The following is a 25160-nucleotide window of genomic DNA, read 5'->3' as shown; positions in this document are numbered from 1 at the left end:
CGGTCAGGGGGTCAGTACCCACTTCTGGTTGGCCAGGCCATTGCAGTCCCAGATGCCCAGCTGCGTACCGTTGGCGGTGTTGAAGCCGAGGTCGTCGAGGCACTTGCCGGTGAGGATGTTCTTCAGCGAGCCGTCCGCCTGCGGGACCCACTGCTCGCTCTGGCTGCCCGGCACGCAGTCGTAGATCTCGACCTTGGTCCCGTTCTCACTGCGACCCCACACCACGTTCAGGCACATGCCGAGCGCGCGCACGGTGTTGTCCTGGCCCATGGTCCACCACTGGGCGCCGGTGCCGTTGCAGTCGTAGACCTGCACGGGGGTGGCGACCGTGGTCTTCCCGCTGCGGATGTCCACGCACTTGCCGCCGTAGCCGACCAGGCGTCCCTGACTGCCCGCGATGCCCACGACCACGGCGTCGATGTACTTGGTCGCGTAGGAGGCACCCGTACACGCGCCGGTCGAGGTGCCGTCGCCGGTGACGATGTTGCCGACCACCTGGAACGGGACCGGCTGGCCGCTGACGATGTAGAAGCAGCCGACCACGGCCCGCCACTGGGTGCCCGGGGCGACACCCCTGCACGTGGCACTGCCCATCGGACCGCCGTAGGCGGTGGTGCAGGAACCCGGGGAGGAAGCGGCCTGCGCCGTGCCGGGCAGGACGACGGCCGCGCAGATGGCCAGCAACGCGGTCAGTAAGGCGGCGGCAGTGCGTCTCATGAGGATGCTCCTTCGTTCACAAAGGCTGATGGGACGGGGTTGCAACTCCGCGTCGAAGCCTGATCGAAGAGGTGCGAGAGTGTCAACTGGTGTGAAGAAAATGACCAGTTCATTCATCTCAGTTGAGATCGGACGCTGCCGGTCCCGTCCCGCACGCGGTCGCTTACTATGCCGTTACTGAACGGAGGTGGGACGGTGCCGGAGGCCGGGGCCCAGTCATTGGCGGAGCGCATAGAGGCCCTCTTCCAGGCGGTGCGCCGCCCGGACCGCTCGCCCTACAGCAACGAGGAAGTGGCCAGGGCCTGCCGCGAGTCGAGCGGGGAGACGTTTTCCGCCACCTACCTGTGGCAGTTGCGCACCGGCCGCCGGGACAACCCCACCAAGCGCCATCTGGAAGCACTGGCCGCGTTCTTCCAGGTGCCCGTGGCCTACTTCTTCGACGACGCGGAGGGTGCCAAGGTCGGCGAGGAGGTCGCTCTCCTCTCCGCCATGCGCGACGCCGGTGTGCGCGATGTCGCGCTGCGCGCGGTCCACCTCTCGGCCGACGGACTGGGGACCGTACGCGATCTGATCGACTCCATCGCCCGTCGCGAGGCCGACCGACGCCGATCACCCGGCCGATGAGAACCGGTCGTCGGGGTGGCAGGAGGGCAGGCGGCGCTTCCCGGGACCGGCTGCGCAGGTGCCGCGACATCGCCGCCTCGCTGGAACTCCCCGTTCCCTTCGACGCGGCCGAACTCATCGCCGCCGTGGCGGAGCAGCGGGGCCGGCCGATCGAACTCATGCCGACCGAGTGGCATCCCGGCGTACCGTGCGGCCTGCTGGTCTCGGCGGAACTGGCCGACTACATCGCGTACGCGGCGGACACCGCCCCGCTGCACCGCCAGCACATCCTCGTTCACGAGCTGTCCCACCTCCTGTGCGGACACGACGGCACCCTCTCGACGGAGCTCACACCGCATCTCTCGCCGGGTCTGGTGCGGCGCGTCCTCGGCCGGACGGTCTACACCGATCCGCAGGAGCAGGAGGCCGAGTTACTGGCCTCGCTGATCCTTCAGCGCGCGATCTGGTCCCTCCCGGACCGGCCGTCGGACCCCTTCCTCGACTCCGCCCGGTGGCGGCGTGACCGTGACTGACGTGCTTCTGTGCCTGGGCGGACTCGCCCTGTGCATGTTCGGCCTGTACCGGTGGGGCACCCTGTGCGCCGACCGGCACGGCGCCGGGCAGCAGTACGTACACCGCTTCGCCTTCTGTCTGGGCGCCGCCCTCATCGTCCTCGCTCCTGCCACCGCCCGGGCCGTCGAGGGCACCTTCGCGCTGCCGGGGCTGCCCATGCTCGCGGGCGACCTGCTGCGGATCGCGGCGGTCGCGTGCATGGGCCTGGTGACCGCGCGGTCGGTTCAACGGCAGCTCGTCACGGCCGGGTCGACGCTCCTGGCCCTGGTGCTGCTCTTCTCGGCGGCCCGCATCCAGCACTCCGCCGGAGAGCTGTTCGTCGACACCGGCCACCGTCCGTTCCTGGTCGCCTACGACACGATCATCACGCTCTATCCGGCCTGGCATGCGGCCGCGCTGTGCCGGGCCGCCCTGCACAGGTCCCGGCGGGCCGACGGGGCCCTGCGCATCGGACTGCGGCTGCTCTGCGCCGGCGCGGCCGCGGGTTTGGTGTGGACGGCCTGGGGGTTCGACGACATCCGGCTCGCCCTGTTCACCGGTCGGCAGACGGACGGCGAGGACGCCGTCTCCGCGGTCCTGGGTCTGCTGTGCGCGGCCCTGCTCATCGCGGGCGGCAGCACCGCCGCCTGGTCCGCGCTGCGGCACTGGTGGTGGTCGTACCGCACCTATCGGGCACTGGCTCCGCTGTGGTCCGCCCTGCATCGCAGGTTCCCCGAGATCGCCCTGCTGGGGCCCCGGCGCGGCCTGGCCGAAATCGCCCCTCGCGCACTGCGATTCGCCCTGTACCGCCGCGTCATCGAGATCCACGACGGCATGCTGCTCGTGCGTCCGCACCTGGAGGGCCCGTCCCTGACGGGACCGGACAGCGCGGCCGCCGCCCGCGCGGCGTCGATCCTGGCAGCCCTGGACCGGGCGGCCCTCGGACCGCCCGCCACGGACTTCGCGCCGCCTCTCCTCGGGGACGGAGCCGCCATCGGAACGGATGCCGAGGCGGCCCGACTGGCCCCGATTTCGCGGGCGTTCGCGCAGCTGACCCGACCCGGCCCGCCCACGGCTTCGGTCTGATTCCGCGCGACCGCACCGCACGTGCCCGACCTCGTCCGGGGCACGGCCGGACGCACGACAGTTGCTCAGAACGGAACTATTGCTTGCCGAACTGGGCATTGCCGTCGCGTCATCGCGTACCAAGACTCAAGGAGTCCGCGTCCGCGGACGATGCCGTCACCGGCGTACCCGTCGCACGCACTGGGAGAAGCCATGCGAAACAGGAATGTTCTGATCTCCGGAGCGAGTGTCGCGGGGCTGACACTGGCTCACTGGTTACAGAACGCAGGGTTCCATCCGACGATCGTGGAGCGGGCGCCCGGCCTGCGCAGGGGTGGGCAGGCCATCGACATCCGCGGCGTCGCGTTACAGGTCGTGGAACGGATGTGGCTGCTCGACAAGGTGCGGGCGGCCACCACCGACATGCGCGGGATGTCGTTCGTGGACGGTCGGGGTGAGGAGCTGTCCCGGTCCACCGAGGCCACCCTGACCGGCGGGTTGATCGACAACGACGACGTCGAAATCATGCGGGACGACCTGACGACGCTGCTGTTCGACGCCACTCGCTACGGAAACGAGTACCTGTTCGGCGATGTCATCACCTCCCTCACACAGGACGACGACGCGGTCGAGGTCCACTTCCGGCACGAACGTCCGCGCCGCTTCGACCTGGTGATCGGCGCGGACGGCCTGCACTCCGGGGTGCGGCGGCTGGCCTTCGGCCCGGAGTCGGAGTTTCTCCACTTCCTCGGCAGCTATCTCGCCATCTTCAGCGTGGACAACTTCCTCGGCCTCGACCACTGGCAGATGTACCACACCGCCGATGACGCGCTGGTCGGCGTCTACAGCGCCCGGCACAACACGGAGGCCCGGGCGATGCTGCTGTTCGAGTCCGCGGAACTCGACTTCGACCACCGCGATCCCGAGCAGCAGAAGAACATCCTCGCCGAGCGCTTCGCCGACGTCGGCTGGGAAACACCCCGCCTCCTCGCGAGCATGTGGGACGCACCGGACTTCTACTTCGACACGATGAGCCAGGTCCACCTCGACCACTGGTCGAACGGGCGGATCGGGCTCGTCGGTGACGCGGGCTTCTGCGCTTCGCCGCGCTCCGGCCAAGGCACGAGCATCGCCATGGTCGGCGCCTACGTACTCGCGGGAGAACTCGCCAACCGCCCGGACGACCACCGCGCGGCCTTCGCCCGCTACGAGCAGGTGATGCGGGAGTACGTCCACGAGAACCAGCGGCTCGCCCATCGCAGGGCCGACGGCACTTCGAGCTCGTCGGACGCGCTCGCCCACGCGGCCAACGCCATCGCGCTCCCCGACTACCCCCGCCACAGCTGACGTTCCCGCAAGGGGAGAGCACGCCAACGGCAGGAGCATGCGGAAGCGGAGGCGGACACGGCGGTGGGCACGACTGCGGAGGTGGTTGAGTCCCGTTGCACCTCGGTGCCCGGCGGCAAGCAGGTGGACCAATGCGGCAGGTCCCCGGCCGACACCCGGACCGGGGACCTGAACCGCACCGCGTCGGCCACGCCGTACAAACGGACCGGCGACTACCCCTACGGTGCCATCTCGTACGTTCCCGCCAGCGCCTCGACGCGCTCCCAGACGCGGGCCGAGCGGGCCTCGTCGACGACCGGTCGACGCACCGCGCCCAGCGCCCAGTTCTGCTGTGCCTCGGTCGCGGAGTCCTTGCCGTGCAGCTCGACGGCGTGCGCGGAGAAGTCTCGTACCAGGACGGCGAAGAGTTCGTCGAGCACGTCCTGCTCCAGGCCCGTCAGGCGTGCCTGCTCCAGGATCAGCTGGCCGTGCACGACCAGCGCGAACAACTGGCCGACGGCGAGCAGCAGGTCGAGGTCGCGGCTCTGCTCCTCGTCGGGGGCGGCCGTCGTGACGAACTCGCAGAGCGCGTCCGCCTGTTCGCGGAAGCGGGCGACGTTGGGCACCTCGGCGTACGCGTCGAAGGCGGTGCGCCAGTCGTGGAAGCGGATGGCGCCGAGGCCACGGGCCGGTCCCTGCCGGAAGAGGAACGCGTCGTCGGCCGCGTCGAGGCGGGTCGGCACGGGCGCGTACTCGGCCGGCTTCAGGAGGTGGTTGCCCATGAACTTCAGGATCAGGGCGAGGTTGACGTGGACCGTGCCCTCCAGCTTGGGCAGGCCGCGGATCTCCACGGCCGCCTGGGCGAAGTAGTTGTCCTTCTCGAAGCCCTTGGCGGCGATGACGTCCCACATCAGGTCAATGACCTTCTCGCCCTCCGTGGTCACCTTCATCTTCGTCATCGGGTTGAAGAGGAGGTAGCGGCGGTCGTCGGGTCCCGCGGTGCGGAAGTAGTCCACGGCACGGTCGCTGAACAGCTTCATGCCGACGAGGCGGACATAGGCGTCGGTCAGCTCGCGGCGCACGTGCGGGAAGGCGGTGACGGGGCGGCCGTAGAGGATGCGCTGGTGGGCGTGGGTGACAGCCTCGTACATCGCGTGTTCGCAGATGCCGATCGAGGCGGTGCACAGGTTGAACTTGCCGACGTTGACGGTGTTCAGGGCGGCGTCGAAGGCGGCCCGGCCGGTGTGCAGGACGTCCTCGGCGGCGACCGGGTAGTTCTCCAGGCGGAACTCGCTGACGTACTTCGAGGAGTCGACGACGTTCTTCACCAGGTGGTACGCCTCGTGGCGGCTGTCGGCGGCGAAGAAGACGTATCCGTCGGGGCCCTCGATGTCGGTGCGGCGGCCGAACACCGAGACGAGCCCGGCCGCGTTGCCGTTGCCGATGTAGTACTTGGAGCCGGTGGCCCGGAAGCCGCCGTCGCCGTCCGGCTCCAGGAGCATGTCGGTGGAGTAGATGTCCGCGCCGTGGGTCTTCTCGGACAGGCCGAACGCGAACACCTCGCCCTGGTCGAGGAGTTCGGCCGCGCGGGTGCGGGCCACGGCGTTGTCGCTCTGCCAGACCGGGCCGAGGCCCAGGATGGTGACCTGCCAGGCGTACCAGTAGTCGAGGCCGTAGAACCCGAAGATCTCGTTGAGAGCGGCGATCCGCGCGGTGTCCCAGCGCTTGTCGTCCTCGCCCTCCGCGGCGGCGGAAGCCGGGGTGAGGAAGGTCGCGAACAGCCCTTCCTTGGCGGAGAACGCGAGGAAGTCCGCCAGCCAGGCACGCGAGCGGTAGTCCTCGATCAGCCGGCGCTTGCCGCGCTGCTCGAACCAGTCGACGGTCGCGCGCAGCAGCCTGCGGGTCTCGGGGTCGAAGTGGGTCGGGTCATAGGTGCGCGGGTTGAACAGCAGCGCGTCGGCCATGGCCATTCGCCTTTCGGGGGTCGGGAGGTTGGGGACTGAGAACGTGCGATGCGTGGGGCGGCTTGTGGCACCGGCTCAGCGCTGGGCGCCGAGCCGGTGGAGAGTGGCGATCACGTCGTCGAGCCAGGCGAGCGTCATGCGTTCGTACGCGATGCCGCCGCGCAGCACGACGTGCTGGAGCTCCTGGCCGGCATCGGGTGTTTCGGGGGCGTCGGGGCCCGTGAAGTCGCGCTGCTCGCCGGCGAGGTAATGCGCGAGCCGGTCGGCGTGCGCCCGGCGGTGCCGCTCCACCTCGTCGAGCAGCGCGGCCGGGTCGTCGAAGGCGGCGCCACGGATCTTCACGGCGAGTTCGTGCCGGACGCTCTCGGGTTCGATCGGCTCGTGCAGCCACCGGGAGAGCGCGGCCCGGCCGGGCGCCGCGACGGAGTACTCCTTCTTGTCCGGCCGGCTCTGCTGCGCCACCTCGCGGGCGTCGATCCAGCCGTCGTTCTCCATGCGCTTGAGGATGCGGTAGATCTGCTGGTGCGTGGCAGCCCAGAAATAGCCGATGGACCGGTCGAAGCGCCGGGCCAGCTCATAACCGGAGCCCGGCTTCTCCAACAGCGAGACGAGAATCGCGTGCTCAAGCGCCATGCCCGAATCCTTCTATGCAACTCGTTGCATAGACAAGCGGCACCGTCCAGGTGAGACACGGCTCACCTGGACGGTGCCTCTGGCGGCAACGCGACGACCCCCACGCCGTCGCCGGGTTCTAGGCCCTGCGGAGACACGATCCGCTGGTCGCGGCAGCTCTCGGCCCGCTCGCGCGGCCGGCGCCGGGCATCACCACGATGACCAAGGTGTGGCCATGACCCTGTCAGTTGTCGGTGAGCCAGGTCCCCCGGCTCGCGTTCCAGTGGATGGTGACCTTCTGGAACCGCTGGGCCTTGCCGCCCGCCTCGTCGACCTCGTCGGTCATGGGGTAGCCCAGCGCCTTCTCGTGGCCCGCGGCATGGAAGGCGTCGTAGATCGCGCCCTGCACGGTGTGCGCGCCGGTCGGCGGTGACCACATGAACAGGCCGCGCTCGAAGAACTGGTAGCGGCCCCGGGTCCCGTCCGGCGCCTGCGCTCCGTCCGCCTCGTCCATCGTCGGGAAGCCCCAGCGCTGCTCCGAGTCGGTGTCCCAGTACTTCTTGAGGATGTCCCCGTAGATCGCGAAGGCCGAGTCGGGATGCCAGAGGACGATGCCGTTCTGGAAGAGCTGGAAGCGTCCGCCGAGCCGGGCGTCCTCCTCGGCGCGCAGCGGCAGGCCGAGCGGTCCGTTCGGGCCGCCGAGGCCCGCGTACTTCGCCCCGATCGTGCCGTACGGCTGGAACGCCTCGCCCATCAACTCCCGTGCGTAGCCTTCCGCCTGGGGGTAGCGCTCGGGGTAGGCGGAGCGCTGGACGGCCTGGGCGAGCTCACCCGCGGTGTCCCAGTTCGGCTCCATCTGCTGGGCCACTTCGAAGAACTTGTTCGCGGCGTAGTCGACGTCCAGGCACTGATCGGGGTTGCACCACCCCTGCGAGGGCCGCTGCTGGAAGACGCCGAGCGAGTCCCGGTCCCCGCAGTTCAGGTTGTTCATACGGGACTCGACCCAGCCCGTCTCGAACCCGGCGAGCATCACCTTGTCGGACACGCCGCGGCGCTGGCCGACCTCGTACACCTTGCGGGTCACCGCGATGTCCCGCTCGGCGGGGATGTCGCAGAACAGCTCGGCCGTCGCCGCGTGCCCGAGAGGACCGGGTACGTCCTTGGCGGACTGCGCCCGCGCCGGTCCGGCCAGGGTGGAGACGGCGGTCGCGACCAGCAGCATCACTGTTCCGAGTCTCGCGCGCCGTGCGGTTGAACCATGCACGTGGCTGCTCCTTCGTCGATCGGGATACGTGCCTCATGGGAGGTGCGTGGTCGTGTGAGGGGTGGGCGCGGTCCGGGGACCCACGGTCCGCAAGCTAGCTGCGGGAGCGCGCGGCGCGGCATCCGGAACGATCCGGAGTGACAGGGGTGAGGATCCGCGATGGACTCAAGTCGTGCGCCGGTGCCCCACAGCCTCGGTCAACCACCCTGTCGATCAGGGTGATTGACCGTGGCGACATACGGGGGCGGGCATCGGACGCCCGTAGCGGTGAGGGTTCCCGGCGGTTCGCGGGGAGCCCCTCACCGGACGGAGGTGGGGGCCGGGCAGTCGGGGACGGCAGGCCGGTCCTTGGTGCGCACGGCGGGCAGCCAGGCGATGGGCCGGCCGGATCCCCCCGGCAGCCGGACGCGGTACCACTCGGCCGAGTGTGTGTCGGCCTCGTCGATGATCTGCATGCCGGCGGCGAGCCGGCAGTCGACGGCGAGCTCGTCGCCGTGCCACACCCGGGTCGGCACGACGTTGTCCACGGTGTAGGGCCGCATCGGGTCGATCGCCAGGCCGAGACTGCACTGCGGGTCCTTGTCGGTACGGCCCCGGCAGCTCTGGTCGGCGTTGAACACCCGGATCCGGCCGGGCGGTTCGGCGGTCGTGGCGCCGGAAGCGGCGCCGCCCTCGACGTGCGGCCAGATCGTGGCGCCCACCGCGCACACCGCGAGGGTGACGAACGCGGCCCGTCTTCGTCCGCGTCGGCGCACCCCGGGGCGCCCGGACGGCACAGGGGCGGCCGCCCCGGCGGGCTGCCGCTCGGCGATGCGCGCGAGCAGGCTCTCGGCGGTGTGCCCGGCGCGGGCGGCGTGCGTCGGGGACAGGCAGTCCGCGGCAAGGGCCCGCCAGAACGGCGGCACCGCGCCGTCCAGGCGCAGCGGCGCCCGCCCGTCGGCGTACTCCTGTGTCGCGGCGCCGCGCGCCATCGGGGTGGCGCCGGGAAACGGCGAGGCGCCGGAGGCGAACAGCTCGTGGAGGGTGATGCCCAGGGCCCAGATGTCGGCGCTCGGCCGGACTTCGACGCCCTGCTCGCCGAGCGGCGCCTTCCAGCGCTCGGGCGGCAGGTAGTCGAAGGTGCCCATCGGGGGTGCGTAGCCATGGGTGCCGTGGGTGCCGGTCAGCTCGGTGACGAGGCCGAAGTCGGAGAGCTTCACCGAACCGTCCGCCATGAGCAGGATGTTGTCCGGTTTGAGATCGCCGTGCACCCACCCGCTGCGATGCAGATGGGCCAGGCCCTCGCAGATCTCGGTGACGAGCCGGGCGCCCTCGGCCTCACTCACCCCGGCTTCGAGCAGATCCCGCAGACTGCGCTCGGCCCGCTCCATGACCAGCACGATCGCTCCGTCGAGGAGCGGGTCGTCGGGTTCGCCGAGGACGACGGTGTCCAGCAGGCGGATCAGCCTCGGGTGCGAGGACCTGCGGCCGAACTCGACCTCTCGCCGGGCGGTTTCGGCCACCTTCCGGGCCTGGCGCGGTGCGAGCCCGGCGGTCGGCAGCACCTTGAGCGCGACAGCCTCCCGCTCACCCGCGTCACCCTCAACCGGCCGTCCTGCATGGACAGTTGCCCATCCCCCGGCGCCGATCGGCTCGGTGACCTCCCAGCGGCCCACGCGGTAGCCGGGCGGCAGGAGTTCCGCACGGTCACTTCCCGAAGTGTCGGCCGGACGGTGCACCGTGCCCCCTTCCGGTCCGCCGGCCGTCAGCATGTGCGGGTACGTGCCTCATCCCGCCGCCCCCCGCTCCTGCGCGGCGCCCCCGGTCCGGGGCGGCAGCAGCGCGAGGTGTTCCTCCCGTACGAGGCCGAAGCGCAGCACGAGCCCGACGATCGCCTCCCGCTTGCCGTTGCGGCGGGCTTCCCTGCGGGGCCCGGACTCGGCGGGTGCGCTGATCCGCATCTTCTCGTCGGCGAGATAGTCGATGTGCGAGCTGACCGCCCGCGCCGTGAGCCGGGCGCACGCGGGGTGGCCCTTGAGCCGTTCGACGATCTGGGGCGTGGTCGGCACCGCGACGGGCGACTCGTCGCGCAGCCGCGGTTCGCAGAGCGCCACGAGGATCAGGAAGTAGAGGGCCGTCTCGTCCAGGGAGTACGCCGTGACGGTGCGGCTTCCCCACTGGCCGCCCATGCCGTCCGGGTCGAGGTAGACGTGGTCGGGTGCGAACACCTGGAAGGCGACCGTGGTGTTGCGGCGGGTGGGCAGCACGACCCGGGAGAACTCGAAGGGGATGGGCGCTCCGGCCCGCCGTGGCGGCACGCGGAGATACTCCCCGGCCCCTTCCGGGTTCTCGACGAGGTAGCTCTGCGTCGTACTGAGGTTGCTGAGCTGCCAGTGGTCGTCGGTCACCCTGATCTCGCCCGCGAGCCGGGAGATGGCCTCGTCGTCGAGGCGGAGTTCGACGGGGGTCGTCGCGGAGCCCCGCCCGAAACGTGCCACCTCGCCCGGCCCGAGCCGCAGCGTCACGGCGTCGCCGGACGGCTCACCCGCGACCTCGCCGCACCCCCGCGGCACATGGATCACTACCCCACTCACTGCCCCCTCCTCACCCCCGCGTCACCGAACCTCACGCAGATCGAACGTTACACATCCTGACGATCGGTCAACTCCTGGGATCTGGCCGATTTAGTACCCAGGGAATGGGGTTGTTCTGTCCGGATCCATCGGGATTCCGCTGGGGCGCGTGATGGCCTCCACCGGCTTCCTTCACAGGTCGGCGGCGGGTGTCTGCTCCCCGGCCGTTTGTCAGCCCGTAGCGTTCCGGGTGCCACCGCCGGGCGTACGCGGCTACCGTCCACCCCGACTCGATCTCAAGGCATCTCAAAGGGATCGCACGGGATCCCCAGGGGGAGGAACGCCACGTGCTTCACGGTCTTTCCCGGCGCGCGCTGCGCTTCGCGCTCGCCGCGGCCGCCGCCGTACTGCCGTCGCTGGTGACCGCCTCCCCGGCGGCCGCCCAGACCGCCGGATTCGCCGGATCGTGCCCCACCACCGGCTTCGTGTCCCAGCGCTACAGCGACGGCCACGACGGCATCGACATCGCCGACGACTACGGGACACCGATCTACGCGGTCGGCGACGGAGAGGTCATCAACTCCGGCCCGGCGCAGGGCTACGGCCAGTGGATCCGCATTCTGCATCCGGACGGCACGGTGACCGAGTACGGGCACATGTACCGGCGGGACGTCGCCGTCGGCGAGCACGTGGTGGCCGGGCAGCGCATCGCGCTCATGGGCAGCGAGGGCGAGTCCAGCGGCCCGCACCTCCACCTGCGGGTGCGCGTCGGCACCTCGACCGACGTCCGCGGCATCGACCCCATCCCCTACCTCGAAGAACGCGGCGTGGGACTGCCGTGCACCCCTGGCGGCGGGCCGCGGCCCAAGCCGTTGGTGTATCCGGTGGAGTCGGGGCGGATGGTCTCGACGCGCTCGGCCGACGGACGGCTCGAAGCGTTCGCCGCCGGGGCCGACGGGGTGCATCACGCGTGGCAGTCGCAGGTCAACGGCGCCTGGTCGGAGTGGGAGGCCCTGGGCGGTCCGGGCAACGCGCAACTCGCGGTCGCGCCCAACGCCGACGGACGCCTTGAGGTGTTCGCGCTGAACGGTGACGTACTCCAGCACCGCTACCAGACGTCTCCGTCCGGCGGCTGGTCGGGCTGGGAGAGCTTCGGCACCGGCGGGCGTTACGTCACCGCCGGGGCCGACGCCGATGGACGGCTCGAGGTGTTCGCCTCCGGCCCGTTGGGGGTGTTCCACACGTACCAGACCGCCCCCAACAGCGGGTGGTCCGCATGGGAGCCCACGGGCGGCGGGCCGAGCGCCGGCCGGATCGAGATGGAGAAGGCACCCGACGGCCGCCTTGAGGTCTTCGCACTCAACGACAACACGTTCCAGCACCAGTACCAGACCGCAGTCAACGGCGGCTGGTCGGCGTGGGAGGACTTCGGCGGCGGAGGGCACGACCTGACGGTCGACCACAACGCCGACGGGCGCCTGGAGGTCTTCGCCTCCGGCCCGGTGGGTGTCTTTCACAAATACCAGACGGGGACCGCCAGTTGGTCACCGTGGGAGTCCGCGGCAGGTCCCGCGAACTCCCAGCTCACCAGCGACCGAACCCCCGACGGCCGGGTCGAGGTGTTCGCCGTCAACGGCGACGTGGCGATGCACACCTGGCAGACCGGGGTCAACGCCCGCTACGGAGACTGGGCCCCCTTCGGCGGTGGTGGCACCGAGATCGCGGCCACCACCAACGCGGACGGCCGGATCGAGGTGTTCGGCACCAGCCGCGAGGGAGTCCACCACAAGTGGCAGACGGGCTTCAGCACATGGTCCGAATGGTCCTGGCTCGCGAACGGTCCCGGTCCTGGGGTGAGTTGAGATGCACACGAACAAGCGCCTCGCGCGCACGACAGAGCCGATGCCAGACTGCCCGAATGATCGAGGATCTTCCCGCAGGCCTCAGCGCCCGGCACCCTGCCTGTGACGACCATCTCCGCGTGCTCGCCGTACTGGACACCTGGTGGGGCGGACTCAAAGGGGCGGCAGGGGCGACGGAACGCGCGCTTCTTCTGCCCCGGCTGTACTTCCAGCACTTCACCACCACCAGTTTTCTGGTCGAACGTGCCGACGGCGAGGTCGCGGCGTTCCTGGTCGGCTTCCTGTCGCAGACAGAGCCCGAAACCGCCTATGTGCACTTCGTCGGCGTGGACCCGGCTCTGCACGGACGGGGCATCGGACGCACCCTTTACCGGGCCTTCTTCGCACTCGCCCGGTCACAGGGCCGCCGCTACGTGCACTGCGTCACCAGCCCGGAGAACACCGCCTCACAGGCATTCCACACCCGGCTCGGCTTCTCCGCCTCCCGGGTCGAGCCGGACTACGACGGTCCCGGGCTCGACCGGGTGGCGTTCACCCTCGACCTGGCTACGGAGCCGACGGCGAGCCACTGACGCGGGGGGGAGGGGCTCTGGTGGAGGACGCGTGAATCGCGGATGCTCATGGACATGTTCCGACAACCATGAGGAGCGGCCATGAACATCCCCGGTCCCGAGCCCCGTACGGACGCCGGTGTCGGCGCGATCGCGGCGGCGGGCGGGCTGCACCACTACCAGCGGTGGCTGCACACCGAGTACGGGCCGGTCGTACGGTTCCAGCTCCCGGGCGCCGAGACGGCCGTGTCGGTCGCCGATCCCGTACTCCTCGAAGCCACGGCGCACATCAACAAGCGACCGGAGCGGCTCTTCGACTTCCTGGCCCCGCTGTTCGAGGCCGGGAACCTACAGGTGCTGCCGGCCGACGAGCACACGCCCTTACGGCGCCTGCTGCTCTCGGTGCTGGCCGGACGCCCTTCGCACGAGCGGCACTTCGCGCGGTTCACCGAGCTGACGACAGCTCTCGCGGATCGCTGGGCCGAACGGCCCGGCCAGGGGCCCGTCGCACTGCAGAAGGACCTCACGGCGCTGACGCTGCGGATGATCTGCGCGTACGCGCTGGGAGGCGACGCCGAGGACCCGGACGCCGTCATCGCCGCGTTCGAGGACGTGCTCACCGAATACCTGGGGCGGCTCTACGAGGTGCCGGCTCCGGATGCCGGACAGGAGGGCGCCAAGCGGGCGGCCGAGGCTCTCGCCCACCTCCGGGCGACGGTCGACCGCATCGTCGCGGCGCACGGGTCCGGCGGCGGGGACAGGAGCGATCTGATCGGGGCGCTCGTCGAAGCGGGCGAGCGGCCGGCTCGGATCCGCGACACCGTCATGATGTCGCTCCTCGCCGCCCACCACACCACCGGCGTCGCCGTCTCCTGGACCCTGCATCTGCTGGCCAGCCATCCCGAGGCGGCCGACCGCGTCACCGACGAGCTGGACCGCGTACTCGGCGACCGTCCGGCTCCCGAGTACGCCGACCTGAGGCGGCTCACCTACCTCGACATGGTCCTCAAGGAGTCGATGCGGCTCTGTCCGCCCGGCCCGTACGGTGCGCGCGAGACGGCCGAGGCCATCACCTTGGGCGAGTACGAGATCCCGGCCGGGGCCACGGTGTTCTATCCGTTCTGGGCGGTGCACATGAACCCCGATCACTGGCCCGAGCCCGAGAAGTTCGTGCCCGAGCGGTTCACTCCTCAAGAGGTGGCCAAGCGGCCGCGGCTGGCCTACATTCCCTTCGGGCTCGGGCCGCGCAGCTGCGAGGGCGCCGGCCTGGCCGTGATCGAGGCCCAACTGGTCCTTGCCGTCCTGCTCAAGCGCTTCCGGTTCCGGCCCGTGCCCGGACACGACGTCACTCCCGTCGAGCGGTTCGTGCTGTGGGCGGCGGACGACATCCTCATGACCGTGAGCCCGCGCCGCTGACCGGGGGCAGGGGTGGTGAAGCGGGACAGCGCTCCACCACCCCCGGCCACGGGCGGACGGGCTCAGACCAGCATGTTCTCGATCAGGTCGGCTGCGCGCCGGGTGCCGCCCTCGGACCGTGCGTCGGCGCGCAACTGTGCCGAGCGCCGGGCGACCTCCGGGTCGGTGACCAGGTCGTCGAGGGCTGCCCGTAGGGCCTCGGCGGTGGCGTCCGGGGTGTCGATGCGGCGGGCCACGCCCAGTTCCACGAGCCGGTCGGCGTTCATGGGCTGTTCGGCCCCTTGCGGCACGGCGATCATCGGGACACCTGACATGAGTCCTTCGCTGCAGCCGCCCATACCGGCGTGCGTCACGAAGGCGTCCGCCTGTTCCAGGATCGCCCGCTGCGGAACCCAGGAGTGCACCTCGACATTGGACGGGATGTCGCCGAGTTCGCGCGGGTCGGTGTACTTGCCGATCTGGAGGACGACGTGCCAGCCGGGCAGGTCGCCGTAGGCCGCGAGGCACTGGCGGTAGAACTCGGGTCGACGGGTGAACGCCGACCCCAGGGACACCAGGAGCACACGCTCCGCATCCACCGGTCGGGCCCAACCGTCCATCTCCGTACCCGGGTTGAAGCAGGGCCCGACGAAGGTCACCGTGTCGGTGTCGACCCGGTCGGCGTGCGGCTGCATCGCCCGTGTGATCAGCGCCAGGGCCCGGGCGGGACGACCGGAGAATGCGTCCACGCCCGTGGTGGTCGCTCCACAACTCGCCAGCCACTGCGAGAACTTGGCGTGGTACGCGTCGGCGCCCGGCAGCCGACGAAGGTGGACCGCAACGTCCTCTTCGTAGCCGTCCCAGCCCACGAACGTCGGGGACAGCTGCATGAGCGGCCGGCCCTGTGATTCGGCGAGGGCACGCGCGGCGTAGGCGCCGATGTCGTACAGGTACAGGTCCGCAGGGTCCGGGTCGTACACGGCGCGCAACTGCGGGAGCGCCTGCATGGCGTCGTCGAGGAAGAGCCCCATCGCGGCAAAGGGTTCGTCGGGCCAGTTGTTGTCGGCGACCGGCAGCACGGAAGTGCAGGGAACGAATGCGGCGCCGGTGGGCGTGATCAGGTCGGCCACGGCCGGGGCGTTGGCATAGGTCACCCGGTGGCCCCGCGCCACCAGCTCGCGGATGATCTCAAGGCTGGGCAGGACGTGACTGACGGCGGGGATGCCGACCATCGCGATGTGGGCACGGCGAGGGAACGTAGAAGGCACGGAGGATCACTCACTTCAGGTCTGCGGCGAAAGGACACGGCAAGCCGGTGCGTCGGCCTCGCCCGAGAGACTCGGTCGTAGGGCCGCGCGCACAGGGATGTGCGGGAAGGAAGTGGAACGCTTCCCCTGCGCGTGTCAGCCGTAGATCTGAAAGAGGTTCATGCCCGCGACCCTAGCCCGTAGCCCGCCTTCCAGCACGTCATTTTCGGTCGACCGCCCGCGTGCAGTGCCCCGCCCCGGTCCGATGCACCGGCATGCACGGCAACTCCCTTGCTTCCCCTATGAGTTGGTATTGCTTGGGGCAGCGGCCTCCAGCTCGTCGATGCTCCCGGACATGATCGTCCGTACGTGTTCGGTGATGTGCTCCGCGGTCCAGTCCCACCAGGCCACGGCAAGCAGCCGGGCGATGCTCTGCTCGCTGTAGCGGGTACGGATGAGGCGGGCCGGGTTGCCGCCGACGATCCCGTAGTCCGGTACGTCCGTGGTGACCACGGCGCCGGAGCCGATGATCGCGCCGTGCCCGATCCGCACCCCCGGCATGACCGTCGTGCCGTGCCCGAACCAGACGTCGTTGCCGACGACGGTGTCCCCCCGGTTCGGCAGGCCGGTGAGCAGATCGAAGTGCTCGGCCCAGGAGCCGCCCATGGTGGGGAAGGGGAAGGTCGAGGGGCCGTCCATGCGGTGGTTGGCCCCGTTCATGAGGAAGCGCACCCCTGTGCCCAACGCGCAGAACTTGCCGATGACCAGCTTCTCCGGTCCGTAGTGGTAGAGCACATTGCGCGTCTCGAAGGCGGTCGCATCGACCGGATCGTCGTAGTAGGAGTACTCCCCGACCTCGATGAGCGGGGACTTCACCAGCGGCTTGAGCAGCACGACGCGCGGCTGCCCGGGCATCGGGTGCAGGACGGTGGCGTCGGCGGGTACGGGCATGGCGAGCTGTTCCTTTCGGGCCGCGTATGTTCCGCTCCATGATCGCGGTCCTGCGGTCGCCGGTCACTGATTTTCCTGTGGACGTCCCCCCGTCCCGCTGGTCCCCGGAAGCCACCTGCGGTGGAGGCCGCGCGATTGCCCGTCTGAAGCTCGCTCATCGAACAGGTTCTCCCCGGCGCCGCGGGTGCGGTGCCGGGGAGACCCTTGTTGCTTCGGTGCGCCCGAAGTCCAGCTACTGCCCAATCTCCTGACGGAACATCAGCGAACCACCTAACCGAAGCGGCCGCCGGTGGCCGGGAGGCCGCCCTGGCCGGGCTGGTAGGTGGTGATCGCGGCGTTCGAGCCGCCGGCGGTCACGTTGGACAGCGGCAGGGAGTAGACCGTGCCGTAGCTGCCCGGGCCGTACGGCATGCCGAGGTAGAGGTGGGTGCCGGTGTAGTGGATGCTCTGGCCGAGGTGTTCAAGTCCTCCCTCGCCGGCACCGCGCTGGGCCTGATCGCCTTCGGCCAGTCCAAGTGGATCGGCGCACTCGGCGGGTCCCAGGTCGCCACGAAGATCACGCAGTTCGGCCACGACCTCGTGTCCCCGGTCACCGGCCTCCTGGGATCCCTCGGACTCTGATCGGCCAGCGTGAGGACCGCATGGGGCCGGCGGCGCATCTGCCGCCGGCCCCATGCGCCCAGACCGGTGCTGGCGGATACGGCACGGCCCACGGCAGAATCCCCGAGCATGGAGATCTCCGAGCGCGAGCTCAACCGGGCGAGCCTGAGTCGGCAGTTGCTGCTGAAGCGCCGGCCTCTGACCGTCCTGGACGGCCTGCAGCGCATCGTCGCGCTTCAGGCACAACACCCGGCCTCTCCGTATCTCGCGCTCTGGAACCGGCTCGCCGGTTTCGACCCTGCCGAGCTGGACGAAGCCTTCGCGCGGCGCTCCGTGGTGAGGGCGACCCTGATGCGCATCACCCTGCACGCGGTGCTCGCGGAGGACTACGAGGTGTTCCGCGCGGCGATGCAGCCGACGCTGTACGCCTCGCGGCTCGGATACCGCTTCGCCGCGGCGGGGCTGACGCCCGCGGACGCCGAAGAGCTGGTGCCGGAGCTGCTGGCCTTCGCGGACCGGCCGCGGAGCATGGCCGAGATGCGGGCGTGGGTCGAGGAGCGGCTCGGTGCCGAGAAGGCAGAAGGGGGTTGGTGGGGGCTGAAGGCGTACGCGCCGCTGCACCACGCTCCGTCGGGCCCGCCGTGGTCGTTCGGTGCCAGGTCGTCCTTCGTCGCGGCCGGGACGGGGCCGGGGATCACCGGCCGGGCAGCGGACCCGGAGGCTCTGAGGACCCTGATCCTGCGGTACTTGGCGGGGTTCGGGCCGGCCTCGGTGGCGGACGTGGCGCAGTTCGCGATGGTGCGGCGCGCACCGGTACGCGAGGCCCTGCGTGCCCTGAACGGAGCGGTCGAGGAGCTCCAGGGACCGAACAGGGTCACACTGTTCGACCTGCCGGACGCCCCCCGGCCACCGGCGGACACCCCCGCCCCGCCCCGCTTCATGGCGATGTGGGACAGCATCCTGCTGGCCTACGCCGACCGAAGCCGAGTGATCCCGCCGGCCTGTCGCTCCTCCGTCATCCGCACCAACGGCGACGTCCTTCCCACCCTGCTGGTGGACGGCTACGTAGCGGGAGTGTGGCGCCCGGTGGAAGCGGGCATCGAAGTGACGGCCTTCCACCCCCTCTCCCCCGCGACGTGGGACGTCCTGGCCGAAGAGGCGGAGTCCCTCACCGCATTCCTCGCGGACCGCGAACCGGCCCCGTACAGCCGCTACGACCACTGGTGGGCGAAGCTCCCCGAGGCGGACGTACGGGTGTTGCCGATGCGGCCCTGACCTGGGGTACTGGTCAGACGTCCCTGACGTTGGCGGTCCGTTAGGGTGCACCGAATGGACAACACCACATCGCGGGACGCAACGCCGACTCAGTCGCTGTACTTTCACCCCGACTATCTCGACGCGGTGCGGGCCGAGCGGAAGACGACCACGGTCCGTTTCCGCGACCCCGTGGAGCCAGGCCCGGTGAGCCTGGTGTTCGAGTCGGACGACGAGGTGGCATTGCCGGGTGTCATCACCCAGGTCACCGTGAAGACCGTTGCCCGGTTGACCGAGACGGACGCCCACGCGGACGGTTTTCGTGATCTGGCCGAGCTCCACGACAGGCTGCGGTTCCACTACCCCGACATCGGGCCGACCGACGACATCACCATCGTCCACTTCCGGTTGGCGGAACGGAACGCCTGACCCCGGGCGGTGTCACGTTCGGGGTTCATACAGGACCGAATCTGACCCAGACCATGACTACTGTCATCACCACATCGAGGCAAGGCACCCCCGCCCCAGGAGGCAGTCACATGTCGGTCGAGCCGGTTCCCGAGGGATACAGCACCGTGACGCCGTGGATCATCTCGCGGGACACGCGGCAGCTCATCGACTACCTGAAGAGGGCCTTCGGCGCGGTGGAACTCGCGTGTCTCGTCGGCACGGACGGAACCGTCGAACATGCCGAGGTACGGATCGGCGACTCGGTGGTGATGATGTTCGACGCCCGTCCGGAGTGGCCGCCGACCCCTGCCTTCCTCCGCCTGTACGTCGAGGACGCCGACGCCGTGCACCGCCAGGCCGTCGCGGCCGGAGGTACATCGGTCACCGAGGTCACCCACCTGTCCTTCGGCGACCGCGTCGGGCGGGTGCGCGATCCGCTGGGCAATCTGTACTGGATCCAGACGCACGTGGAAGACGTGAGCCCGCAGGAGATGCAACGCCGCTTCGGCGACCCGGAGTTCACCAAGGCCATGGAGTACGTCCAGGGCGCCGACTTCTTCCCCGGCCGTAAGTCCGACCTCGGCTGACGGGGGCAGGCCGGCGTCGGCCACCGAGACTCCGGGTTCCCCTCCAAGCCTCGATGTACGACGCCATCAGGCCGTCCGATCAGCCACCGGATCCGACACATCCGGAAACGAGTGGTGCTCGTGCGCCACCACTCAACGGCCCCTCCTTGCGCAGCCCGAGCGACAGCCGCACACGCCCGAATCCGGGCGACCGGCCGGCTCCTGGGACGTACCCCAGCGCAGCAGGGCGCGGGCGAAAGCCACTTCGGCGCCGGCGGTCACGTCGAGCGACTCCATCTCGAACACCGCCCCCTGCGCCAACCGGGCAAAGGAGGGCGGCCACGTCTGGCGGTACGCCTCGATGCCGCGCACACCCCCGTACGGCGGCGGCGCATCGAACACCACGATGCGGTCCGGAAGTTGCCGTAGACCTCCGGCAGTGGCGTGGGCTTTCCACGTTCCGTCCTTGACGCCCTTGACGCCCTCGGCGCCCTCGACGCCCCCACAACCGGACATAGCACTGCAGAAACCGGCTTAAAACTGCCTAAAACACAAGTTTATTGGCTATTCCGCCGGGGAGTGATCACTCGTTCTCACCATCGCCCGCCGCGGTGACACCCACAACAGCGCCACCTCGGCCACATCCCTCAGCCACGTCCCCCAGACAGGAGACCCACACATGCTTCCCTCCATGCCACGTCAGGACCGCGAGCGATTCCTCGCCGAGCCACGCGTCGGTGTCCTCGGCGTCACCGACTCCCGGGGCGGCGACCGGGCACCCCTGATCGTGCCGGTGTGGTACGGGTACGAGCCCGGGGGCGAGGTGCTCGTCGGTACGAACCGGGAGAACGTCAAGTCGCGCCTCCTGCGCACCGCAGCGCGCTTCAGCCTCTGCGTGCAGGACGAGCAGCGGCCGTACCGGTATGTCAGCGTCGAGGGGCCGGTCACGGCGATCGAGGACCCGATACCCCCGGCCGTGCGCGAAGCACTGGCCCATCGCTATCTGGACCCCGAGGAGGCCCGCGCGTATCTGACGGCCACCTCGGCCCAGCTCACCGACGACATCCTCTTCCGCATGCGCCCCGAACGGTGGCGCAGCGCCGACTTCGCCGCGTTCGCGGCCGACTTCGCCGAAGAAGGAGCGGGTGGCAACACCGGCTGAGCGCCCCCACCCCGCAATCCCCCGCGTCGGCCGCGTGAACGGCCCGGCGCACGCAAGCCGTTCGACCGAGAAGGACTTGATGAACAACACCGATGTTCCGTTAGCCCCGTCACGCCCGTTGTCCGTTCCTCCGCGAACAGCCGCCGGCACGCCCGCGCCCGGCTATCCGCGGGACAGCCTCATCCCGGAGCTGTTCGAGGCGCAGGCCGCGGCCCGGCCGGACGCCCCGGCGGCACGGCACGGAGAACGAGTCGTGACGTACGGTCAACTCGACGCCCACGCCGACGACTTGGCGGCGCGCCTCACCGCGCACGGCGTCCGCCCCGGTGAGCTGATAGGCGTGTGCGGCAGCCGCTCGCTGGAGGCACTGGTGGCGATGCTCGGCATCCTCAAGGCGGGCTGCGCGTACGTACCGCTCGACGAGGACCTCCCGCCCGCCCGGCTGCGGGCCATGGCCGAGGACGCGGGGCTCAGTGCCGCGGTCACCCTGCCGGGCAGTACGCGCCGCGTGCGGGGTCTACGCGCGTCGGTCGAGGTCGGTCCGCTCGGCCGCCCTACCGACGGACTCACCCAGCCGGTCGCCCGTACGCGGAGCGGCTCAGCAACAGACTGCGCCTACGTGGCCTTCACCTCCGGCACGACCGGCCGCCCCAAGCCCGTCGCCGTACCCCACCGCGGCGTGGTGCGACTCGTTCTCTCCGAGCCCCAACTGCCCCCGCCCGGGCCGGGGGACGCGGTGTTGCACGCGTACGGCCTGTCCTCCGACGCCTCGACCATCGAGATCTGGGGCGCGCTGCTCACCGGCGCCTGCCTGGTCGTGGCCGACCGCGAGGAGCTGCTCTCCCCCGCCGCGCTGGAGCGGCTCTTCCAGGCGGCCGGCGTCACTGTGGCGTATCTGACGACGAGCGTGTTCCACTTGGTCGCCCGGACCCGCCCCGAGGCGCTGGCCTCGCTGCGCTTCGTCTCCGCGGGCGGCGAGGCGATGGACCCGCGCCTCGCGAACGCCGTCCTCGCTGCCTGCCCCGACACGACGGTGGTCAACTTCTACGGCCCGACCGAGAACGCCGTGGTCTCCACCGCGCACGTCCTGAGCCCGCTGCCCGAGGACGCCGCGAGCGTCCCTCTCGGCCGCCCCTTCGGCGCCTCCACCTGCCATGTCCTGCGGCCGGACGGGTCGGTCGCGAGGCCCGGCGAGGAAGGCGAGTTGTACGTCGGCGGGGACGGCCTCGCCCTCGGCTACCTCGGCGACCCGCGCCTCACCGCCGAGCGGTTCGTCGCACTGCCCGCCGTCGAACCGGGCGGCGGCCTTCTGTACCGGACCGGCGACCGGGCCGTGGTGGGCGCCGACGGGCTCCTTGAGTACCGCGGCCGCCTCGACCGCCAGGTCAAGGTGCGCGGCGTGCGTGTCGAACTCGACGAGGTGGAGGCCCGATTACGGGCCCACCCCGAGGTCGGCGAGGCCGTCGTCGAGGCCGGTCCCGGTGCCCTCACCGCCTACGTCACCGCCGTCACACCGGGAAGCCCTCTGCCGCTCGCCGCCCTGCGCACGTACTGCGCCCAGTGGCTGCCCCCGCAGGCCGTCCCCGCCCTCGTACCGGTGGACCACTTCCTGGTGACCAGCGGCGGCAAGATCGACCGCAGTCGTCTGAAGTCCACCGCACCCCTCACCGACAGTCATCGCACACAGCGCAAGGTCGAGGGGCTGCTCGACGTCCTCACCGAGGTGTGGCAGCAGGTGCTGCGCGTACGCCCCCTGCCCGAGGACGACTTCTTCGTCCTCGGCGGCGACTCCCTGCTCGCCTCCGAGGTCGTCACCCGGGCACTCGCCGTGCTCAACCTCGACGCGGCCCTCGGCTCGACCCTGATCAGGGCCCTCCTTGCCACGCCCACGCTGGAAGGCTTCACCGCCGCCGTACGCGATGCCCGGAGCGGGTTCGGCGGGGCGGCCGGGCCGGAGCCCGTCGTCGACTTCGTGGGCGAGACCCGGCTCGGCTTCGCGCTGCCGCCCGCCGAAGGCCCGGCCCCGCGCCCGCAGGAACCCGAGGACGTACTGCTCACGGGAGCATCGGGGTTCGTCGGCGCGTTCCTGCTGCACCGGCTGCTGCGCTCGACGGGCGCCCGCGTCCACTGCCCCGTACGGGCGACGAACCCGGCCCACGCCGAGCAGCGGGTGCGTACCACGCTCGCCCGCTACGGACTGCGTCTCGACGAGGCCGAGTGGCGCCGCGTGGAGTGCTTCCCCGGCGACCTGGCCCAGCCGGGGCTCGGCCTTTCGACCACACACATCGCCGAGCTGGCCCGCCGCCTCGACCTTGTCGTGCACAACGGCGCGAGGGTCAACTTCCTCTATCCGTATGAGGAATTGCGCCCGGCGAACGTCGACGGAACCCGGGAGGTCATCCGTATCGCGGCGCCCCGACGCGTGCCGGTGCACTTCGTCTCGACCGTCGCCGTCGTCGCCGGATTCGGCACCGCCGGGGTCCGCGAGGTCGCCGAGGACCTGCCGCCCGCCCACGCCGACGGGCTCACCATGGGTTATGCGGAGAGCAAGTGGGTCGCCGAAGGCGTGCTGCGGCGGGCGGCCGAACAGGGGCTGCCCGTGGCCGTGTACCGGCCGTACGAGGTGACGGGCGATGGGGTGCACGGCGCCTGCAACACCGAGACGGCGATCTGCTCCCTGTTCAAGACCATCGCCGAAACGGGTCTGGCCCCCGACATCGAGCTGCCGGTGGATTTCGTCCCCGTCGACCACCTCGCGGACTCGGTGGTCCACATCGCCACCCACCAGCAGGCGGACGGCCGGGTCTATCACCTCACCAACCCCCGCCCTGCGATGTTGTCGGACGTCCTCGACCGGATGCGCGCGACGGGTATCGCCCTGCGCACGCTGCCGTACGCCCAGTGGGTCGGCGAGCTGGTGCGGTACGTGGCCGCGAACCCGACCAGCGCCACGGCACCCTTCGTGTCCCTGTGCGTGGACCGCAGTCGCCACGCCGACATGTCCGTCAAGGAGATGTACCTGAAGGGCACCTTCCCGGTCCTGGGCCGGAGCAATGCCGAGGAGGCGCTGGCCGGCAGCGGACTGCACTGCCCTCCGGTCGACTCCGCGCTGCTCGACCGCTACCTGGAGTACTTCTTCGCCTCCGGCTACATCGCACGCCCCGCACCCTCGCCGGGCCTTGGCACACCGCGCGCCGCCGCGGCGGAATCGGAGCACGCCGCATGAGCCGTCCGGAAGCCCTCGTCCCCGTCCCGGACGTCGAACCCGGTACCGCGGGACCACCCTGCGCGTACGCCCGGCTGCGGGCCGAACAGCCCGTCGTCAAGGCCGAGTTGCCCAATGGCGAGACCGGCTGGCTGATCAGCCGTTACGAGGACGCGCGCGCCGCGTTCGCCGACCGCCGGCTGATCCGGCCGCTCCTTTCGGCCTGGCCGCCCCGTGAAGGGGCCGACGCCCCGCCGCCCGCCCTGCCGACCTTCCTGGAGATGACCGGCGAGCACCACGAGCGCGTGCGCCGCGCGGTCCTGCCGATGTTCGGGCGGCGGCAACTGGAGTTCATGCGGCCCCGGATCCGGGCGATGGCAGAAGAACTCGTCGACGCGATGGTGGGAGGGGCAGCCGACGGCAAGGCGGCCGACCTCGTCGCCTCCTACGCCGAGCCGCTGCCGCTGCGTGTGCTGTGCGAGACCGTCGGCCTGCCGTACGAGGACCGCGAGATCTACCTTCCGCACACCCTCACGCTCCTGGGCGCGTCCGGGCTTTCGATGGAAGAGGTGCTCGCGGCGCTGTACGCCCTGCAGGACTACGCCGACCACCTCATCTCCCGCCGGGAGAAGGACGGCTACGGCGAGGACCGCATCGGGTTGCTCCTGACGGAAGCACACCGCCCCGGGGGCCGGCTGACCCGGGACGATGTCGTCAGCTTCGTCGTCACCATGCTCATGGCCGGCTACAAGACCAACATCCAGCACACCGGCAACGCCCTGCTCGCGCTGCTCACCCACCCCGAGCAGGTGGACAAGCTCCGCGAGAAGCCCGAGGGGATCGGCACCGCGGTGGAGGAGCTGCTGCGGTACGTGCCGCTGATGAACGCCATCAACATCCTGGTCGCGACGGAGGACTTCACCCTGCATGGGCAGGAGATCCGTGCCGGTGACGCGGTCGTGCCGGTGCCCGCGTCCGCCAACCGCGACCCGGAGCAGTTCACCGATGCCGACCGCCTCGACCTCACCCGCACCCCGAACGCGCACATCGCCTTCGGGCACGGCCCGCACTCCTGCATGGGCGGGCACCTGACCCGTCTCCAACTCGCCACCGCCATCGAGGTACTGCTCGAACGGCTCCCCGGCATCGAGCTGGCCGTGCCCACGGAAGCCATCCCCTGGGACGAGTCCACCCCCCTGCGCGCCCCGGCCGTTCTGCCCGTGCGCTGGTGACGACACCCCCGCTCCCGTACCCAACCCAGG

Annotated in this window: 24 protein-coding genes; 14 read left to right on the top strand and 10 right to left on the bottom strand. The window is 70.5% G+C overall.

From position 1 onward, the window contains the following. Positions 1-3: 3 nt before the first annotated feature. Positions 4-717 (bottom strand): ricin-type beta-trefoil lectin domain protein, encoded by a 714-nt coding sequence (locus tag ABD346_RS12140; RefSeq protein WP_344374368.1) that lies wholly within the window; start codon positions 715-717, stop codon positions 4-6. Between the two features lie 168 nt (positions 718-885). Between ABD346_RS12140 and ABD346_RS12135 the strand changes: the two genes are divergently transcribed. The 4 genes from ABD346_RS12135 to ABD346_RS12120 all read left to right on the top strand — a co-directional run bounded on the left by ABD346_RS12135 (position 886) and on the right by ABD346_RS12120 (position 4284). Beyond that, entirely contained in the window at positions 886-1341 is a 456-nt protein-coding gene (locus tag ABD346_RS12135; RefSeq protein WP_381228862.1) for an XRE family transcriptional regulator, read from the top strand. Further along, a complete protein-coding gene (locus ABD346_RS12130; RefSeq protein WP_344374365.1) occupies positions 1338-1853 on the top strand; it encodes a ParH-like protein in 516 nt (171 codons plus the stop codon). Before ABD346_RS12135 ends, ABD346_RS12130 begins: the two co-directional genes overlap by 4 nt. Continuing rightward, a complete protein-coding gene (locus ABD346_RS12125) occupies positions 1840-2958 on the top strand; it encodes an MAB_1171c family putative transporter (RefSeq protein WP_344374364.1) in 1119 nt (372 codons plus the stop codon). The genes ABD346_RS12130 and ABD346_RS12125 overlap by 14 nt, the downstream gene beginning before the upstream one ends. Before the next feature lie 150 nt (positions 2959-3108). After that, on the top strand, positions 3109-4284 hold the full coding sequence (locus ABD346_RS12120) for an FAD-dependent monooxygenase (protein ID WP_344374363.1): 1176 nt from the start codon (positions 3109-3111) through the stop codon (positions 4282-4284). A 218-nt stretch (positions 4285-4502) separates the two neighbouring features. Here ABD346_RS12120 and ABD346_RS12115 read toward each other — a convergent pair whose 3' ends face one another. The 5 genes from ABD346_RS12115 to ABD346_RS12095 all read right to left on the bottom strand — a co-directional run bounded on the left by ABD346_RS12115 (position 4503) and on the right by ABD346_RS12095 (position 10676). Continuing rightward, a complete protein-coding gene (locus ABD346_RS12115; RefSeq protein ID WP_344374361.1) occupies positions 4503-6227 on the bottom strand; it encodes an acyl-CoA dehydrogenase family protein in 1725 nt (574 codons plus the stop codon). 75 nt (positions 6228-6302) lie between these two features. Then, positions 6303-6860: a PadR family transcriptional regulator gene (locus tag ABD346_RS12110; RefSeq protein ID WP_344374360.1), complete on the bottom strand. Its 558-nt coding sequence runs from the start codon at positions 6858-6860 to the stop codon at positions 6303-6305. Positions 6861-7083: 223 nt separating this feature from the next. Beyond that, positions 7084-8103 carry an LGFP repeat-containing protein gene (locus ABD346_RS12105; RefSeq protein WP_344374358.1) on the bottom strand — a complete coding sequence of 340 codons (1020 nt, stop codon included), beginning with the start codon at positions 8101-8103 and terminating at the stop codon, positions 7084-7086. A 299-nt stretch (positions 8104-8402) separates the two neighbouring features. Then, entirely contained in the window at positions 8403-9821 is a 1419-nt protein-coding gene (locus ABD346_RS12100; protein ID WP_344374357.1) for a serine/threonine-protein kinase, read from the bottom strand. Positions 9822-9869: 48 nt separating this feature from the next. Beyond that, on the bottom strand, positions 9870-10676 hold the full coding sequence (locus ABD346_RS12095) for an FHA domain-containing protein (RefSeq protein ID WP_344374355.1): 807 nt from the start codon (positions 10674-10676) through the stop codon (positions 9870-9872). A gap of 326 nt (positions 10677-11002) precedes the next feature. Between ABD346_RS12095 and ABD346_RS12090 the strand changes: the two genes are divergently transcribed. From ABD346_RS12090 to ABD346_RS12080, 3 genes are all read left to right on the top strand, one after another. Further along, complete coding sequence (locus ABD346_RS12090) at positions 11003-12517, top strand: DUF8189 domain-containing protein (protein WP_344374354.1); 1515 nt, start codon at positions 11003-11005, stop codon at positions 12515-12517. 56 nt (positions 12518-12573) lie between these two features. After that, positions 12574-13089 (top strand): GNAT family N-acetyltransferase, encoded by a 516-nt coding sequence (locus ABD346_RS12085; RefSeq protein WP_344374353.1) that lies wholly within the window; start codon positions 12574-12576, stop codon positions 13087-13089. Positions 13090-13170: 81 nt separating this feature from the next. Then, positions 13171-14484 (top strand): cytochrome P450, encoded by a 1314-nt coding sequence (locus ABD346_RS12080; RefSeq protein WP_344374351.1) that lies wholly within the window; start codon positions 13171-13173, stop codon positions 14482-14484. A gap of 62 nt (positions 14485-14546) precedes the next feature. Here ABD346_RS12080 and ABD346_RS12075 read toward each other — a convergent pair whose 3' ends face one another. The 3 genes from ABD346_RS12075 to ABD346_RS12065 form a co-directional block, all read right to left on the bottom strand. Next, on the bottom strand, positions 14547-15695 hold the full coding sequence (locus ABD346_RS12075; protein ID WP_344374481.1) for a macrolide family glycosyltransferase: 1149 nt from the start codon (positions 15693-15695) through the stop codon (positions 14547-14549). 315 nt (positions 15696-16010) lie between these two features. Continuing rightward, complete coding sequence (locus ABD346_RS12070) at positions 16011-16661, bottom strand: CatB-related O-acetyltransferase (protein ID WP_344374350.1); 651 nt, start codon at positions 16659-16661, stop codon at positions 16011-16013. A 270-nt stretch (positions 16662-16931) separates the two neighbouring features. Then, on the bottom strand, positions 16932-17072 hold the full coding sequence (locus ABD346_RS12065) for a hypothetical protein (protein ID WP_344374349.1): 141 nt from the start codon (positions 17070-17072) through the stop codon (positions 16932-16934). A 27-nt stretch (positions 17073-17099) separates the two neighbouring features. Here ABD346_RS12065 and ABD346_RS12060 point away from each other — a divergent pair, with 27 nt between their 5' ends. The 4 genes from ABD346_RS12060 to ABD346_RS12045 all read left to right on the top strand — a co-directional run bounded on the left by ABD346_RS12060 (position 17100) and on the right by ABD346_RS12045 (position 19552). Further along, positions 17100-17282 (top strand): hypothetical protein, encoded by a 183-nt coding sequence (locus tag ABD346_RS12060; RefSeq protein ID WP_344374347.1) that lies wholly within the window; start codon positions 17100-17102, stop codon positions 17280-17282. A 108-nt stretch (positions 17283-17390) separates the two neighbouring features. Next, on the top strand, positions 17391-18536 hold the full coding sequence (locus tag ABD346_RS12055) for a winged helix DNA-binding domain-containing protein (protein WP_344374346.1): 1146 nt from the start codon (positions 17391-17393) through the stop codon (positions 18534-18536). Between the two features lie 54 nt (positions 18537-18590). Continuing rightward, a complete protein-coding gene (locus tag ABD346_RS12050) occupies positions 18591-18944 on the top strand; it encodes an ASCH domain-containing protein (RefSeq protein ID WP_344374344.1) in 354 nt (117 codons plus the stop codon). Between the two features lie 110 nt (positions 18945-19054). Continuing rightward, positions 19055-19552 carry a VOC family protein gene (locus ABD346_RS12045; protein ID WP_344374343.1) on the top strand — a complete coding sequence of 166 codons (498 nt, stop codon included), beginning with the start codon at positions 19055-19057 and terminating at the stop codon, positions 19550-19552. A 132-nt stretch (positions 19553-19684) separates the two neighbouring features. Here ABD346_RS12045 and ABD346_RS12040 read toward each other — a convergent pair whose 3' ends face one another. Beyond that, positions 19685-20047, bottom strand: a complete 363-nt coding sequence (locus ABD346_RS12040) for a nuclear transport factor 2 family protein (protein ID WP_344374341.1) — start codon at positions 20045-20047, stop codon at positions 19685-19687. 175 nt (positions 20048-20222) lie between these two features. On the opposite strand from ABD346_RS12040, the gene ABD346_RS12035 reads away from it, so the two are divergent. From ABD346_RS12035 to ABD346_RS12025, 3 genes are all read left to right on the top strand, one after another. Beyond that, complete coding sequence (locus tag ABD346_RS12035; protein WP_344374340.1) at positions 20223-20693, top strand: pyridoxamine 5'-phosphate oxidase family protein; 471 nt, start codon at positions 20223-20225, stop codon at positions 20691-20693. A 253-nt stretch (positions 20694-20946) separates the two neighbouring features. Continuing rightward, positions 20947-23919, top strand: coding sequence for an amino acid adenylation domain-containing protein (locus ABD346_RS12030; protein WP_381228843.1), 2973 nt, complete (start codon positions 20947-20949; stop codon positions 23917-23919). After that, a complete protein-coding gene (locus ABD346_RS12025; RefSeq protein WP_344374338.1) occupies positions 23916-25130 on the top strand; it encodes a cytochrome P450 family protein in 1215 nt (404 codons plus the stop codon). Before ABD346_RS12030 ends, ABD346_RS12025 begins: the two co-directional genes overlap by 4 nt. The last annotated feature ends 30 nt before the right edge of the window (positions 25131-25160 follow it).

Origin of the sequence: Streptomyces mauvecolor (assembly GCF_039532965.1) — a bacterium.
GTDB classification, from domain to species: Bacteria; Actinomycetota; Actinomycetes; order Streptomycetales; family Streptomycetaceae; genus Streptomyces; species Streptomyces violascens.
The sequence above is the reverse complement of the archived record's forward strand: the minus strand, read 5'-3'. Positions and strand labels throughout refer to the sequence as shown.